At 43.8% G+C, this 16,422-nt stretch carries 16 protein-coding genes; 10 read left to right on the top strand and 6 right to left on the bottom strand.

The genetic code is table 11. From position 1 onward, the window contains the following. Positions 1 to 44 precede the first annotated feature (44 nt). From M2444_RS28675 to M2444_RS28650, 5 genes are all read left to right on the top strand, one after another. Complete coding sequence (locus M2444_RS28675) at positions 45 to 629, top strand: GNAT family N-acetyltransferase (protein WP_094878304.1); 585 nt, start codon at positions 45 to 47, stop codon at positions 627 to 629. 17 nt (positions 630 to 646) lie between these two features. After that, a complete protein-coding gene (locus M2444_RS28670) occupies positions 647 to 1,393 on the top strand; it encodes a Type 1 glutamine amidotransferase-like domain-containing protein (RefSeq protein WP_280788687.1) in 747 nt (248 codons plus the stop codon). Next, positions 1,390 to 1,764 (top strand): hypothetical protein, encoded by a 375-nt coding sequence (locus M2444_RS28665; protein ID WP_094871333.1) that lies wholly within the window; start codon positions 1,390 to 1,392, stop codon positions 1,762 to 1,764. Before M2444_RS28670 ends, M2444_RS28665 begins: the two co-directional genes overlap by 4 nt. A gap of 432 nt (positions 1,765 to 2,196) precedes the next feature. Then, entirely contained in the window at positions 2,197 to 3,072 is an 876-nt protein-coding gene (locus M2444_RS28655; protein ID WP_094878306.1) for a VOC family protein, read from the top strand. Between the two features lie 230 nt (positions 3,073 to 3,302). After that, positions 3,303 to 3,938 carry an NAD(P)-dependent oxidoreductase gene (locus M2444_RS28650; protein WP_094878307.1) on the top strand — a complete coding sequence of 212 codons (636 nt, stop codon included), beginning with the start codon at positions 3,303 to 3,305 and terminating at the stop codon, positions 3,936 to 3,938. A gap of 74 nt (positions 3,939 to 4,012) precedes the next feature. Here the strand turns inward: M2444_RS28650 and M2444_RS28645 are convergent, their stop codons facing one another. Then, positions 4,013 to 4,768 (bottom strand): MBL fold metallo-hydrolase, encoded by a 756-nt coding sequence (locus M2444_RS28645; protein ID WP_280788686.1) that lies wholly within the window; start codon positions 4,766 to 4,768, stop codon positions 4,013 to 4,015. Positions 4,769 to 5,017: 249 nt separating this feature from the next. Between M2444_RS28645 and M2444_RS28640 the strand changes: the two genes are divergently transcribed. From M2444_RS28640 to M2444_RS28625, 4 genes are all read left to right on the top strand, one after another. Then, complete coding sequence (locus M2444_RS28640) at positions 5,018 to 7,036, top strand: Na+/H+ antiporter (RefSeq protein ID WP_280788685.1); 2,019 nt, start codon at positions 5,018 to 5,020, stop codon at positions 7,034 to 7,036. Between the two features lie 2 nt (positions 7,037 to 7,038). After that, a complete protein-coding gene (locus tag M2444_RS28635; RefSeq protein WP_256989874.1) occupies positions 7,039 to 7,569 on the top strand; it encodes a GNAT family N-acetyltransferase in 531 nt (176 codons plus the stop codon). Then, entirely contained in the window at positions 7,566 to 8,027 is a 462-nt protein-coding gene (locus M2444_RS28630; protein WP_094871342.1) for a DIP1984 family protein, read from the top strand. Before M2444_RS28635 ends, M2444_RS28630 begins: the two co-directional genes overlap by 4 nt. A gap of 515 nt (positions 8,028 to 8,542) precedes the next feature. Further along, positions 8,543 to 9,442 carry a DegV family protein gene (locus M2444_RS28625; protein WP_306440402.1) on the top strand — a complete coding sequence of 300 codons (900 nt, stop codon included), beginning with the start codon at positions 8,543 to 8,545 and terminating at the stop codon, positions 9,440 to 9,442. Between the two features lie 89 nt (positions 9,443 to 9,531). Here the strand turns inward: M2444_RS28625 and M2444_RS28620 are convergent, their stop codons facing one another. The 5 genes from M2444_RS28620 to M2444_RS28600 all read right to left on the bottom strand — a co-directional run bounded on the left by M2444_RS28620 (position 9,532) and on the right by M2444_RS28600 (position 14,042). After that, entirely contained in the window at positions 9,532 to 9,957 is a 426-nt protein-coding gene (locus M2444_RS28620) for a threonine/serine exporter family protein (RefSeq protein ID WP_094871344.1), read from the bottom strand. 27 nt (positions 9,958 to 9,984) lie between these two features. Beyond that, the gene (locus M2444_RS28615; protein ID WP_042187254.1) at positions 9,985 to 10,749 is read right to left on the bottom strand and encodes a threonine/serine exporter family protein; all 765 of its coding nucleotides are present in this window, start codon (positions 10,747 to 10,749) and stop codon (positions 9,985 to 9,987) included. A 127-nt stretch (positions 10,750 to 10,876) separates the two neighbouring features. Next, positions 10,877 to 12,139, bottom strand: a complete 1,263-nt coding sequence (locus M2444_RS28610; protein ID WP_280788684.1) for a DNA polymerase IV — start codon at positions 12,137 to 12,139, stop codon at positions 10,877 to 10,879. Between the two features lie 80 nt (positions 12,140 to 12,219). Next, entirely contained in the window at positions 12,220 to 12,828 is a 609-nt protein-coding gene (locus tag M2444_RS28605) for a YitT family protein (protein WP_094871412.1), read from the bottom strand. A 347-nt stretch (positions 12,829 to 13,175) separates the two neighbouring features. Beyond that, on the bottom strand, positions 13,176 to 14,042 hold the full coding sequence (locus M2444_RS28600) for a helix-turn-helix transcriptional regulator (protein WP_280788683.1): 867 nt from the start codon (positions 14,040 to 14,042) through the stop codon (positions 13,176 to 13,178). Between the two features lie 133 nt (positions 14,043 to 14,175). On the opposite strand from M2444_RS28600, the gene M2444_RS28595 reads away from it, so the two are divergent. Further along, positions 14,176 to 16,140 (top strand): glycoside hydrolase family 127 protein, encoded by a 1,965-nt coding sequence (locus tag M2444_RS28595; protein WP_280788709.1) that lies wholly within the window; start codon positions 14,176 to 14,178, stop codon positions 16,138 to 16,140. The last annotated feature ends 282 nt before the right edge of the window (positions 16,141 to 16,422 follow it).

Below are 16,422 nucleotides of genomic sequence, written 5' to 3'. Positions count from 1 at the left end.
GGCAACCTTAATTCATGCCATCAAAAAGTAACGGAGGGAACGTATTGAAGCTTAGTCAGGTGTTTGAGCAATTCCCTATTTTAGAAACAGAGCAACTGATCCTCAAAAAAATTGAAGTTAGTAACCTTGAAGAGGTATTTGGTATTTATAGCAATGATCAAGTGTTTGAGTACTGCGGAATCATTCCGAAACATAATAAAGATACAGTAAAGAATATGATCGGACATTTCGAGCGTGATTTTAATAAAGGGTTAAGAGTGAAGTGGGGAATTTTCCGTAAAAATAATCCATACATACTGCTAGGTATTATCGAAGCTATGGATTTTAATCAAAAAGTGGATATGGTCACGATTGGTTATTTTTTGGCGGAGTCTTATTGGGGAAAAGGGATTGCAACTCAGGCCGTTGAAACGGTGAAAAAATATTTATTTGAGACGGCAGAGGTCAATCGAATTCAAGCTGAAGTCATGCCTTTTAATGAGCGGTCCAAGCGGGTCCTTTTGAAAAGTGGCTTTATGAAAGAGGGGACGTTAAGACAAGCCCATGTATGGTCAGGTAAAGGGCTCATTGATTTGGAGATTTACAGTATTTTAGCAGAGGAATACGGAAAGGGAAAAAACAGATCCTAGTGAAAGTAGGGGGAATTATGGGGACTATCGTGGTAATCGGCGGGGGGGAGCTAATCGATCTAGAAACGCTTGAAATGGATCGTGAAGTTGTGAAGTTAACCCAGAAAGCTAATCCGAAAGCGTTATTCATACCAACAGCTAGCAGTGATGCACCAGGTTATTGTGATACGTTCAACAAAGTGTATGGCGAGATTCTAGGATGTGAAACAAGTCATTTATTGCTTGTGAGCCAAACCAATACCCATGAAGAAATCGCAGAGTTAATTATATCCGCTGATCTGATTTATGTTGGTGGAGGCAATACCCGAAAGATGCTTGAAATTTGGAAAAATACCGGCGTGGATGTGCTTCTAAAAGAAGCGTACACCGCTGGGACCATATTAGCAGGGCTGAGTGCAGGTTCCATTTGCTGGTTTGAATATGGGCATAGTGACTCTGAAGCCTTTGATGATGAAGGGAACTGGCAGTATATTAAGCTTGAAGCGCTGGGGATTCTGCCAGGTATTCATTGTCCGCATTATGATGAGGATATTCGGGTTGAGGATTTTTCGCGTATGGTTAATGGTGGGGGTATACGCGGAATCGCAGTGGATAATAACTGTGCCATCATCTACAGAGATAATGAATATAAGGTGATATCAACCAGAGAAGAAGCAAAAGCCTACCGTGTGATGGACTCGGAGCGAGGTGTTGTCGTTACGCAAATCGAAGAACACCCAAGCTACAAACCACTTCAAGAAGTGTATGGTGGAGGTGATCAATGAAGTCTAATCAAATCTCAATGATCGTGGCGAGTCTTATTCTAGGAGTTTCATTTATTATTGGATGTTTAATAACTAATGGCGATAAAGAGTTGGAAGTTGATCAAGACCAGACGCCATCCATAGTAACGGCAGATAAGCTTTTGATCGATATTAAAGAGACGGCCTTATACTTAAATATGACTGAAGATCAAGTGATGAATATTATTAAAACGGAGCATGAGAATTTAAGCAGATCGGGCATTTTTCAAGGAACTATGTTTCCTTACATCAGAGTTGGTAATGAATATCTTTTTAACAAAGACTTATTAACAACCTGGGTTTCGGATGCCTCCTTAAATAGGAGGGTTTATCTAAACGGACAAACGAAATAAGGTTTTACTCGGATAAGGAAGGTGCTCTCAATTAAACTACTGTTTGTGTGCAGTCAGAATCGCTGGCAAGTCTAACTGCAGAGAAGATATTTCAAGGAATCGATGGTCATGATGTGAGATCTGCTGGAACAGAGAATCAAACTTTCTGAGGGGCATGTGGGCTGGGCGGATGTTATTTTTGTGATGGAGAAGAAGCATGTTCGAAGAATTCAATATAAATTCAGAGAGGGTGTAATCGGCAAAAGAATAATTTGTTTGAATATAACAGATGATTATTAGTAAATGGATGAAGTGTTCTTATGAATCATGTTTGGCTGTGAATCAGTCAGCATGATTTTTTTGTTGGTAATTGACAAACATATAGAAGGTAACTATACTAAAGATAGTTAATTTGTAACTGATTAAGTTACAGGAATAGTGGGAGGAAACATAATGACAACTAAAACAACACTTCATCCGGACGTAGAGATTGGTCTGGTGCAAATTAGAGTAAGTAATTTAGAGCGTTCGCTCACCTTTTATCAGAACGTAGTGGGGTTAAGTGTTCTGCGGCAATCTGGCCGTGAGGTGGAAATGACTGCTGATGGTCAGAATGTGTTATTGATTCTGCGGGAGATTGAGAATGCAAGGGTGCTTCGTCCAAACTCCGTAGCTGGACTGTATCATTTTGCTATTCTTGTTCCGGATCGTCCTAGCTTGGGACTCGTTGTGCGCAATTTGATCGCTTTGGGAATTGATGTGGGCCAGGGAGATCATTTGGTGAGTGAAGCGCTGTATATTCAGGACCCGGATAACAACGGAATCGAAATTTATCGAGATCGTCCTAGGGATACATGGAAGTATGATGCGGAAGGGCATGTAATGATGACAACGGACCCAGTGGATGTAGATGGTTTGTTGGCGGCTTCTGAAGGGTTGGAATGGAATGGGCTTCCAGCTGGAACGGTGATCGGACATGTACACTTTCATGTGGGTAATTTAACTAAGGCGAAGGAGTTCTACGTTGGTTTGCTTGGTTTTGATCTAGTGGCTAATTATGGCAGTGCGGCAATGTTTATCTCTGCAGGTGGGTATCACCACCACATTGGATTGAATATATGGGCGGGGCAAGGCGCACCTGTGGCACCTGCAGATGCAGTAGGAATTGATTATTTCACCTTACTTCTTCCGAATGAAGCGGAGCGTACGTCTGTAGTGGAGCGTGTTAAGCAGGCGGGTTACACCGTTGTAGAAGAGAATGGAATCCCTACATTCAAAGATCCGTGGAATATTGGAATCAGACTTATAGTGAAAAGTCATACCAAATAACTAATCACCAATGGATAAGGGTTGTTGGAATCATTCAAAAGGGCCTATGAGAACACATTATGTGGAGATGAAATCTTCTTCCATACGATCATTTTGAATAGTGCGTTTAAGAATAATGTACGAACTGGGGAGAAAGTTAGATCTGGATATCGACCGAAGCATCGTTCAGGAGCTCCTTAATATAAATACTACAGTAAAAAAATCTTAAACATATACAGGAGGACAAGCTTATGAAGATCGCAGTTGTTGGAGCAAGTGGTAAAGCCGGAAGTCGAATCACTCAGGAAGCGTTAGATAGAGGCCATGAAGTTACAGCCTTTGTACGGGATGCATCGAAAGTTGCAACTCGTAAGGCAAAGGTCATCGAAAAGGATGTATTTGCACTTACCGCTGAAGATTTGAAGGGTTTTGATGTTGTTGTGAATGCTTTTGGAGCACCGTTCGGACAAGAGCATCTGCATGTGGATGCCGGAAATGTGCTTATTGAAGCATTAAAGGATGCCCCTAATATAAGATTAATTGTAGTTGGAGGTGCGGGAAGTCTATATGTAGATGAGGCTAAGACGTTTAAAGTGGCAGATACTCCTGATTTCCCTGACTTTATCAAGCCAACGGCTATGAATCAAGGGAAGAACCTGGAAATCCTGCAAGGTACAGATTCGCTGTCTTGGACTTTCGTTAGTCCATCCGCTAATTTTGCAATTGGGACTAGAACGGGTTCTTATGTGAAAGGCAAAGATCATCTGCTTGTGAATTCCAAGGGTGAGAGCTATGTCAGCTATGATGATTATGCGATTGCTATTGTAGATGAAATTGAACAGCCGCAGCATATTCGTGAACGGTTTACAGTGGTTTCGGAATCATAAGTGAGTATAACGAGTAGGGACTATGTATAAAAAGAAAGCAGAGCCAGATCAGGGCTCTGCTTTCTTGCATCAGTTTATTCTCTTGCTTCCGCAATTTCAGCAATCCGTTTGTTTGCGTTTCCGCGATAAATTCCGCCATGATAGCAAATGACCGTTTCAATCTCATAATCGGCGAACTTCGTTAGAGAGGATAAAGCTTGCTTCATGTCAGGCGTTGCCGAAGGCGTGGGGCCGTGCAGCTCACCGCCTTGAACGGTAAGAGCATCCGCGGCAATTAGCGTACGGCTATCATGATGGTATAGACTCAGATGTCCAGGGCTATGTCCTGGTGTATGGATAATCGTAATTCCACCGGCAAGAGGCAGTATTTCCCCGTCTACTATGGTTCGATCTACTCTTCCTTTAGGGGGATGAGATAACACGGATAGGAAAGCGCGGCGCCATTCCTCTGGTACATGAGGGGGGATCATGGCTTCTGCCGCAGCTAAAGCTTCAGGGGTGTGTTTGAGGAGCATTCGCTCTCCTTCAATATAAGGCTGCTCGATTTCGTGAGCCAGAACTGTCAGTTCTAGACATTCTTCTGACAGTAAATCAGGTAAGCTCCCGATGTGATCTAGATCTTGATGTGTGATGATTACGGTGCGTAGTTGTTCCCAAGGCACGTGGGTTTCTTTTAGAGCTTCTTTGAATTTTGGGAGCAGGCCCGGAAATCCAGTGTCAACGAGTACAGCAGAATTGTGATCCCAGAGCAGTGTGGGGTAAATCGTGTCACTCCCGCCCATAACCTGTGCTGTAATCTCTAACATTTCTATTCCACTAGCAATATGCATAAGATCCCTCCGTGATTGATGATAAGAGCGATGCCGTTAGGCTAATGCATATAATACTTAAAATAAAATATAATTTCAATAGTGTAATTTATAATTATAACATAAATAAATATTATTGTCAATATTCATCTGATGTATTTTTTGTGTAATTTCTTGGGGACATTATTATGAGAACTTCTATTTCTAAATTTTTCCCTTACCCGAAGCTTTACGATATAATAACCAAATTAAAAAGGGAGTTGATGTGGTTTGGAGACTTTTCTAGTTGTACTCGTCCTACTGGGCCTTATCGCAATATCGAACATCATAAACCGATTTATTCCCTTTGTGCCAATACCGTTAATTCAAATTGGTCTGGGTGTAATGGTTGTGTTAATGCCTTTGGGAATACATGTGACATTGGAACCAGAGCTGTTTTTCGTATTGTTTATTGCACCGCTTTTGTTCAATGATGGGAAACGGACACCAAGAAATGAATTATGGAACTTACGGGGTCCGATCTTAATGCTAGCGCTGGGATTGGTTTTTGCTACGGTGCTTATTGCTGGATATTCGATAAACTGGATGATTCCAACGATACCGCTAGCAGCTGCATTTGCGCTGGCAGCGATCTTATCACCTACAGATGCGGTCGCGGTCAGCGCAATCGCTGGAAGGGTGCATCTTCCTAAGAGTATTCATCGCATTCTAGAGGGCGAATCATTAATGAATGATGCCTCCGGACTTGTTGCCTTTAACTTTGCCATTGCTGCAGCAGTTACGGGTTTGTTTTCTTTACCAAAAGCCTCCATTAGCTTTGTAGTTATAGCTGTAGGCGGGTTGATCGTTGGGGCATTATTGGCTTTTCTTCTGATTCGGCTAAGTGTAATTATTCGCAGACTGGGGATGGAGGATATCACAGTGCATGTGCTGCTGCAAATCCTAACTCCTTTTATTATTTATTTGATCAGTGAAGAGATAGGGGTATCTGGCATTTTGGCAGTGGTTGCAGGGGGGATTATTCATGCGGTTGAGAAGGACCGTGCCGTATCTCCGCAGTATAAGCTACAACTGGTATCCGCTAGTACATGGTCTGTTCTGCTCTATATATTGAATGGCCTGGTCTTCCTTATTCTTGGCTTATCTATTCCAGACGTTATTGAAGTGATCTACCGTGATACGGCCGTGGATAATCTTATAGTTGTAGGTTTTGTATTAGCCATTACTTTGCTGCTGTTTGTACTACGGTTTGTATGGGTGTATGTGTTCTCTTTAGTAGGATCTCGTATGCGAAAAATGGAGGAATCATCTGTTAAGTCACTAGTAATCCTCACGATTTCAGGAGTGCGTGGAGCGGTTACCTTAGCGGGTGCATTCTCGATTCCCTTTTTTCTTGGGGATGGATCGCCATTTCCTGAGCGTGACTTAATCATCTTTATCGCCGCAGGTGTTATTCTAATGTCGCTTCTGATCGCCAGTATCTTTTTGCCGATCCTAGCAGGTAAAGAAGAGCCAGTTGCCGAATCAGGTGAGACAGGAGCCGAGCAGGCGGCCAAGTCTAAAGTTATTGCTGCCGGTTTAACCATGCTGCAAAGTATGATGACAGAAGAAAGTAAGGAATCCGCACAACCGGCTTTGAGTGAATTTAGAGAAAAGGTTTATAGTCTAAACCGTGAGGACCAAGCGAATGATCCAGTACTTGAGAACTTCCGCCGACTGGGTGTTGAAGCGAGGATTGTAGGTCTGCAAGCTGAACGTAAAGAACTGAACCGATTGCTAGAGAACAATGAGATTCCCGCCTCAGTGGCTCAGAAGCTGGGAGAATTCTTGGATCATAGTGAGGTTTTTCTAGCCAGAAGTCTAAATTCACAAATCAGAATATCGATTACCGAGATTAGACGGCTGTTTGCGGGAATGTTCTCAGGACAGAATGAAGGGGAAGCTAGCCAACAAATGCTGGAACGGACTGAGTGTGCTAAAGAAGCGAAAATTGCCATGGCCCATGCTGCTATAGCTGCTATTGATGTCAGTAAGAACGAGAACAACCGAAGTGCAGCCGAGAAGGTTGCCAGCAGTTATGAGCAGCTAATTTCTCGTCTTGAGCAAGGGAAAGGCTGGACAAAGGATGGTCTGGTTGATGATCAAAAGCTTGAAATGAAGCTAAAAGCCATTCAAGAGCAGCGGGATAAGGTGCAGCAGATGTATCAGGATGGAACCATTAACCGCAAGCTAGCCGGTAAATTACGCAAGTTCGTAGATCATTTAGAGACATCGATTTGGGAGGATTAGCTGTGCTGAACAAAGTAGTGGGAGAAAGCTTGTTATTCACTGAAATTCGGGAAGAGCATTTGGCGGATGTCCTTGATATTTATAACTACTATGTGCTGAACACCACGGTATCGTTTCACACGGAGCCCTTAAGTTTGGACGAAATGCGTCAATCCGTAATGAATGATGATCCGCGATTCAAATCGTACGTGATTTTATCCTGGGATAATATCATTCAGGGTTATGTGCTGATTGCTAGACATAAGAGTAAACCGGCTTATGATAGCTCTGGGGAGATCAGTGTGTATTTGAAACCAGCTTGTGTGGGTAAAAGAATAGGAGGGCATGCCTTACGCTTTATTGAAAAAAAGGCTGTCGAGATGGATTTTCATGTGTTAGTGGCTACTGTATGCTCAGAGAATGAGCGCAGTTGCCAACTTTTTCTGAAAAATGGATATGAACAATGTGCTTACTTTAAGGAGATTGGCTCTAAATTTGGCCGGAGGCTGGATATCGCCAGCTATCAAAAAATTTTAGGGGGAATCCAGATATGAAACTTGCGGAAGCGTTAGTGAATCGAAGTGATCTAACCCGTAAAATCGCGCAGCTAAAGCAGCGGCTGGAGCGAGTCGTTAAAGTTCAAGAGGGTGAGGAGCCGGCTGAACAACCTGAAGTTCTTTTGCAGGAGTTAGAAAGAGCTGTGAATGAACAGACAATTCTGATCCGAGCGATCAATCGAACGAATTCATCCGTAGCCTTCAATGAGATTTGGAGTATCGCCGATGCGCTAGCGGAACGGGACAAAATGTTACAGCTACGGAAGCTGTTTAGCGATTTGCTCGAACAGGCTTCTATTACTCAGGATCGTTACAGCCGCACGGAGGTTCGTTTTCAGAGAACGGTGGATGTCGCTCAAATTCAGAAGCAGATGGATGAGCTGTCCAAAGCTTACCGCGAGTTGGATTTTAAGATTCAGGAGAAGAACTGGACGGTATCCTTGACAACACCGTAAAAAGATTTACCACAGCAGAAGGTAACTAATCTTCATAAAGGTGAACGCAGCCCGCCAACAGGGAAAGTTGGACCATCGACAGATGCCGGGCCATATCTGACCAAATTATAATTTAGCCCCGTACTGTTACAAATGTAAAGTGTACCTATTAATGTAACTACCGCGCGTTGATTTATGGAAGAACGGTGAGGGTGGGGACGGGGATATTTTTGCTGTGGTTTAGCTTTTTCATAACATGAAGTGGCGCTATTAGGATAGGTATATTCGTCATATATAATGTGAAAAAATGTCGAATAATGTTGAATTAAATGGATTAAAATTTGCATGAACGGCCTGTTTTGCCTATATTCACACTTGTTATCCTGTATAATTTACGAATACGCGGAGTCCTTAACCGCTGTTCAATTCTTAAGTTGATTATTCAGGGTGAGCGTGTGATTCAATGGTCTGAAATTTTTGGCCCTTGTCTCCTCATTCATTCTACTATTCCTTTTTATGAGAGAGAGAAGTGACAAATGACCATGAAATCAATTGCCTGGGTAACCGACAGTACAAGTATCATAGATCCGGAGTTCGCTAAGAATAATCATGTATATATTATTCCGTTACGGATTATTATCAACAACGAATGTTATAAAGAAAATATAGATATTACGATTGATGACTTCTATGAGAAAATGCGCCAGCATGAAAAGGTAGGCAGCTCACAGCCTCCAATCGGTGAGTTTATTGAGCTATATGAACGGCTGAAGGAAGAATACGATGAAATTATCGCTGTACATCTATCGTCAGAGCTTAGCGGCACCTATAATGCTTCGATGCAAGGCGCCGAAATAGCGGAGGCCAATGTGATTGGAATTGATGCCAAGGTTGGCGCTTATCCGATCCGGGAAATGATCATGCGCGGTATACATTGGCAGAAGAAGGGCTTTACTGGATTAGAAATTAAAGCGAAGATTGAAAATATTATTGAGAATATGTCCTTTTACTTAATTCCTGCAAGCTTGACACAGCTTCATCGCAGTGGACGTGTTTCTGGAACACAATTTGTACTTAGCCAATTGCTGCGCATAAACTTGCTGCTTCGTTTTGACGAAGGAAAGGTCGTTGTTGTGGAGAAAATCCGTACAATGAAGAAGACGCAACAGGCGCTTTTGGAGATATTTAAACAGGATGTAGGGCTTGTTAGTGATGTATGTATCATGCATTCTAATAATTTAGAGATGGCACTCAAGCTAGAAGAGGACATAAAAGCAATGGCACCTGACTTACGAACTGAGATTATGACCTATATTCCTGCTGTGGCTGTTCATGCGGGTGAGGGTACTGTAGGGCTGTCCTGGATCAAGAACACTAGCATCAATAGTATTCATCCGAGTGCGCCTTTAGCCTTCCCTGAAGCAGTATTTGCATAGAGATGAACAAAGAAATCGCTCCTTGGGAGATGGATGGGTGACCACCATTGTACCAACAGGCGATTTCTTTTTTTTGAAGAAGTATGCTGTTATTTGATTGCACGACGACGGAACATTTGTCCAATTACATCACTTAGTACGAGTCCAGCTGCAATGGCTCCAGAGAGCATTAATGCCCGAACAGCGATTTCTACAGCCAGGGTATAGTCCTCTTCCACAAATTTACGCATAGCATCGTAAGCGAGACCACCCGGAACAAGCGGGATAATACCACCTACACTAAAAATAATAACCGGCATTTTGAAGGATCGCGCGAAAAATTGGCTGACGATGCCCACTATTACACTAGCTGCAAACGTAGCTACGACAGGCCCGAAATCTACATTAAGAAGCACATACACCATCCAGCCCACCATTCCGGCAAAACCACACTGTAGTAGTGAGCGCTTAGGCGCATTAAATAGAATACAGAAGGTTGCCGCAGCGATAAAACTGGTTATAAGTTGCAAAATCATGAAGGGCTAACCTCTTTCACATGGATATTAAAATAGTGATAGTACAAGCCCGATACCTGTACCGATCGCAAATGCAGTTAGAAAGGCATCGGCTCCCTTAGATATGCCTGAGACCAGATGGCCGGCCATCAGATCACGAACGGCATTGGTAATGAGTAGCCCGGGTACTAGAGGCATAACGGAGCCGATAATGATTTTGTCCATCTCTTGACCTATCCCCAGCTTTACAGAACAGAAGGCTAGAAGTCCGATCAGGAAGGAAGCAGAAAACTCTGCAAAGAATTTAGTCTGCACTAAACGATGCAAATAGATGACCGCAGCGAAGCCTAGTCCGGAAATCGGCAAGGCGGGGAGAGCATCCCACAAACTGCCTTTAAACATAACGGTGAAGCAAGCACCAGTAAGAGCGGCTGCTAAGATCTGCAGCCATACGGGATAGACAGGTGAGGCTTCATCGACTTCTCCTAATTTTGCACGAGCTTCCTCAGCTGTAATCTGACGTTCGCTTAGACGCCGAGAAATGTCATTGACCTCCGATACCTTCTGCAGATCTGTTGTCCGCTCCGCAATTCTGTATAACTTAACAGGTTCTATTCTATTTGTGGTGAACATAATAACGGTTGGCGTCACATAGCTATGTGCTCCTGGGAACCCGAGAGATCCTGCCATTCGTGTCATCGTATCTTCCACTCTGGATGTTTCTGCACCATTCTGCAGCATGATCTTGCCAGCAAGAAGACAGAGATCAACGATTTCATAATACGTAGTGTTAGTGTTGCTCGTGCTATCCAACTTCTCCGGTCCTCCTCAGGAATGTGATTATCTATGTTTACATATTTCGATTGTCGCTTCATCTACGTGAAAATAACAACCCCAATATAGCATTATAAACGATATGGTGTGTATTTTAATATAGTTTTTATTTATAGTGTCCGCCAATCTTTCCAGATCTGTCCTTAAGCTGCCCGGCATCTGTAAAAGAAGCTGCTCGCCCAATGATCGTCTCCCCGTATTTATTCTTGAGGGCATCGGTCGCACGTTCGAGTTCTCGATAGCGAGGGCGAGACTCAAATAGGGTCAGCTGGTACTGGCTTTCGTCAGATAGACTGGACAGGCTTAAGTGGATTCTACGCACAGGCTGACCGTCCCAGTGGAGTTTGAAGAGAGAAAGAGCTGCCTCATTTACCAGTAGGGTGGCATTTGTAGGATCGCTCATTGTAGTCTGTCTTGAGAAGCCTGTTGGGTCATCAAAGCTGGCACCTTGGCAGCCGATAGACACGACTGCACCATGCATTAACAATTTGCGGCAACGTCTACATACAAGCTCAGATAGCTCAAGAATGATGGTCTTAATATCTTGCAGCTTATTGTAATCCCGTGGAAGCGTCATTTGGTGCCTGACACTTTTGGGTGCGACTTCATAGGTGCTTGGGCTCACGGGGCTGTCATCGATGCCATTGGCTATCCGCCAATATAGCTCGGCGTCGATATCGCATTTTTTGTGGAATTTCTCCCGCATGCGCCATTTTAGCTCGCTTAGCGGCATCTGCGCTAAATGGCCAATTGTTGAAATACCCATACTCTGGAAGTGGGCGGACATACGGCGACCTACCATGAACAGCTCGCTAATAGGGAGGGGCCAGAGCATATTCGGAAGCTCCTCGTGAGCGAGGGTGAATATACCATCCGCGTTCTTCTTGGCCCACAGGTCGCAAGCCATTTTGGCGGTAACCTTGGAATATCCTATGCCGATGCGCGCACGCACACCTGTGTTTCTACGAATTAGATCCTGAATGGCGGCAGCGATTTCCCTTGGACTGCCAAATAAGCTGAGGCTACCGCTGACATCAATAAACTGTTCATCGATAGAATAGGGCTCTACCTGGTCGCTAAACTTACGTAGAATATCTGTGATTTGAGAGGAGACATCGATATATTGCTGCATATGTGGTCTGACCACGATGACTTCGGGGCATTTTGCCAGCGCTTCCTTCAACGTCTCGGCGGTAGTAATGCCATAGGATTTGGCTATAGGGCAGGCAGCCAGCACAATACCGCTCCGTCTAGCTGGGTCTCCAGCAACGATCAGCGGCTTATTGCTGTACAGCGGATTAGAGGCTTTTTCTACGGAGGCATAGAAGCTTTGACAATCAGATAGCATAACGACACGCTCTTTATTCATAGGTTCACACGCTCCAGGTGAGGTAGAGGTACCTTATATTTTATCTCATTATTATAATACGAACATATGATCGTGTATATTCATATTTTCTTCCATTTATTTTTAGTTTCAAGGGTGCACAGACCTGTAGCCACACCCCCAGAGATAATCGTGAGGATGGAGTGGAAGAAGGTTTCCTTGGAAATCAGAATACCTCCAGCCCCGATAATAATGAAGTCTGTCAAAAAAATGATGAGTCCAAGATTTAGCGGGACATACCTTTTTATAAATTGTGCGAGCAGATCGGTGCCACCCGTACTTGCTTTAAACCGCAGCATAATCCCAAGTCCCGTTCCCATCAAAAAACCGCCAATAATGGCGCTAGAAATGGAACCAAACTCAAAATAATACAGAAAGTGATATTGGAAAGGACCGAGAAGCTCGATCAGAAAGGATGAAATCAATAGGCCGAGTACACTGTTGTAAAAGATATCGCGTTCCTTTAACCAAGCGAGCAGAAAGATAGGGAAGCTGCAGAGAATTATAGCTACGCCAATTTTAGCGTCGGATAAATAATTAATAATGAGGGCTATCCCTATTATTCCCCCATCCAGGATTTTATATGGTACGAGAAAAAAATTAGTTCCCGCAGCAACGAGTAAGCTTCCTAAAAGAATGATAAGGTATCTTAATGGCCGCATATTTAACATCTCCACATTAAAGGCATGTCTATAAATATGCTTGTCACTTCCAAAAAATTGCAGTTGAACAAAAAAACCTGATTATGAATCCGGCTTCCAAACCAACAAACCAAACAAACAACAACATCCTTCCTTACGTAGCGATTGTCCGTTTACGCTTAGCCAACTCATCGGACCACCGTAGTTAATTTCATTTTAATCAAGCTACTTATACATTCGGAGGATCGAGCAAAGTGATTTACATTGAGTTATAGGTAAGCGTGAGCAAGCGGAGTGTTGTCCAATCGCATTAGCAAACGCATCTCATGAAACACAAGCCGCACATCTCCAATAATTTGAGACATGCGGCTGTGTTTTTAACGGGAGTAACGCTTACGGAAGCGAAGCGGAGAAATTCCAATCTGCTGAGCAAATCGACGCGAGAAGTAGGCGGCGCTCTCGAAGCCGGTACGTTCTGCGATTCCGGCTATAGAGAGCTCTGTCTTAAGAAGCAATAGCTTGGCTTGCTCCAAGCGGTAATCCGTCAAATATTCCATTGGAGTCAGCCCATATACTCGTTTCATGCAGCGGGTAAGGTAGTTATAGTGAAAATGCAGTGCGTCCGCGAGTGAGGCATTGGAGAGAGGCTCCGTATAATGATTACGGATATAAGTCTCTGTCTGCTCTGCGATTTCCACCGCATGACTTTCTGATGTATCATGCTGTGCTAGATCCATCATCCGCAGCATTTCTTCAAATATCCGTTGCTGCTGCCAAACTGCGCTGGAACGCCGACCCGTAGACAGCTGTAATAGCATCTCGGCTTGTCCGCTCCGTTCAAAAGGGTCAGGGAGGGGGCCGAACTGTGACACTCGAATGGTATACGGATGAGTAAGAAACTGCCGAAAATGTGTCTCACGGTTAATATACACGGGTTCACCCTCAGAAATGGACCAAACTGCGAGGGTATGAAAATGAATCCATATGAATGAAGTGGTCTCTTCGCATGCCTTAACGGAATAATGATAGCGATCAGGTAGCAGAAGTAGAGTATGTCCCGCGGAAACCTCCCATTGATTATGTTCTTCACCGATAAATAGACAGCCTTGTTCTACAATAAGCAGATCAAATACCCCAATATGGCTTCTACTAGGATGCTGATCTCCTGGTTGATAAACCGTGCGATTGCATTCTAGAAAATAAGGAAATGGCGGCGCAGCGAAATGTATACATGAAGGGTCCATTTTGTAATTATCCCTCCTTTCTAAAGTGTGAAATAGTACAAAAAAGGGGTTGCTTCTGATTGTATTTTTAATCTATTCTACCCCCTATAATTACAATTAGCGAGTATGAAATAAGGCTGAGGGGAAGATGATGATGAACAAAAATATACAAGATCAAGAAGTTGTAAAAGATCAAACTGTTACCATTCAAGATGATTTCTGGGGCAGATACATTAGGCTGGTCCAGGACGTTGTTATCCCCTATCAATATGAAGCATTGCATGATAGAGCACCAGGAGCTGAACCCAGTCATGCCATTGCTAATTTTGAGATTGCTGCGGGCCGGAAGACAGGCGAGTTTTACGGCTGGGTATTTCAAGATAGTGATGTGGCTAAGTGGCTGGAGGCCGTTGGTTATTCCTTAAGCATCACACGAAATCCTGAGCTAGAGTGTCAAGCGGATGAAGTGATTGACCTCATTGGCGAGGCCCAGCAGGAAGATGGATACTTAAATACTTATTTTACGATAAAAGAACCGGGTAAACGCTGGACCAATCTGAACGATTGTCATGAGCTGTACTGTGCTGGACATTTCATTGAGGCTGCCGTTTCTTACTATGAAGCTACTGGCAAAAGAAAACTGCTCGACATCATGTGCCGGATGGTCGATCATATCGATTCTATATTTGGACCGGAAGAAGGCAAATTGCGGGGATATGATGGCCATCAGGAGATTGAACTCGCGCTCGTTAAGCTGTATCAATTGACAGGTGAGGAACGATATTTGAAGCTCAGCAGTTTTTTTATTAATGAGCGGGGTCAACAACCGAATTTCTTAAAGGAACAATGGGATAATTTGGGTGGCATCAATTTTTTCACAGGTCGGAAGGAAGTTCTTGATTTGAAATATTACCAGAGTCATCTTCCAGTAAGAGAGCAGGAGGTGGCTGTAGGCCATGCTGTACGTGCGGTTTATATGTATACTGCTATGGCTGATCTTGCCGCTATTACGGGAGATGAATCACTCCGTGAAGCATGCGAGAGACTGTGGAATAACATTACGAACAAGCAAATGTACATTACAGGCGGGATCGGCTCTACACATAGAGGTGAGGCGTTCACCTTTGATTATGATCTGCCAAACGATTCGGTGTACGCAGAGACTTGTGCTTCTATTGGGCTGATCTTTTTTGCACAGCGTATGCTGAGAATGTCACCGGATGCACGTTATGCCGATGTCATGGAGCGGGCGCTTTACAACAATGTGTTGGGCTCGATGGCACAGGATGGCAAGCACTATTTTTATGTGAACCCACTGGAAGTGTGGCCTCAGGCATGCAGTTGCAACCCCGAGAAACATCATGTGAAGTCTGAGCGTCAAGGCTGGTTTGGCTGCGCCTGCTGCCCTCCGAATGTGGCACGTCTACTGACTTCGCTCAATCAATATATTTACACGGTTCATGGCGATACACTTTATACGAATTTGTATATTGGAAGTGAGCTAAACACTAAGCTGAGTGGAACGGATGTTACGATTCATCAAGAGAGCAACTATCCATGGGAAGGCACAGTGTCAATGAAGATTAATCCTGAAGTAGATGCGGAGTTCGGGATTGCTTTGCGGATTCCATCGTGGAGTCTGGGAATGGAGATCAGAGTCAATGGGGAAGCGCTGAATACTGCTGAGAACATGGAGCAGGGATACCTCGTTATTCGGAGAATGTGGAGAGCAGGAGACATAATCGAAGTGAATGACCCAATGGAGGCACATCGCATTTACGCTCATCCCAATTTGCGTGCAGATGCACAAAAAGTAACGATTCAACGCGGACCGCTTGTGTATTGCCTTGAAAGTATCGATAATGGTGAGCCTTTAAGCTCTATTTCTTTAATAGAAGACAGTAAACTCACTGCGGTTTTTGATGACACTTTGCTTGGTGGTACTGTTGTTGTCGAGGCAGATGGACTACGTGTAGATCAAGAGGGCTGGAGTGGTGGACTTTACAGCAGAAAGAAAGCACCCCTTCAACCTGTTAAGGTTAAGGCTATTCCATATTACTTATGGGGAAATCGTGGCAGTGGCGAAATGAAGGTATGGATTCCGGAAGATAATCTGTAAGAGATAGGTAGGCAAAGATAGCGAGACTGGTTACTGTTTAACAGTATTCACTGATCGGGGCGGCCGTATTTTACAGCCTGTCCCTTTTTTTGATGAGGAGGTAGGTAGACACGTTACGCCCCCTGCGCATGTTCATCCTAGAATAATGTACTTTTGCAGGTTTTTTCGCCATATCGGATGGTTTCGGATAGCTGGAATTTACGCTTTATTGTAAGCTTTATTGTATGCTATATTTGATCGGGACAAGGTAGTTGATTATTTTACAGAACATATTGGAGGCAT

Origin of the sequence: Paenibacillus sp. PastF-3, assembly GCF_029893135.1 — a bacterium.
GTDB lineage: Bacteria > Bacillota > Bacilli > Paenibacillales > Paenibacillaceae > Paenibacillus_AQ > Paenibacillus_AQ nitricinens.
The sequence above is the reverse complement of the archived record's forward strand: the minus strand, read 5'-3'. Positions and strand labels throughout refer to the sequence as shown.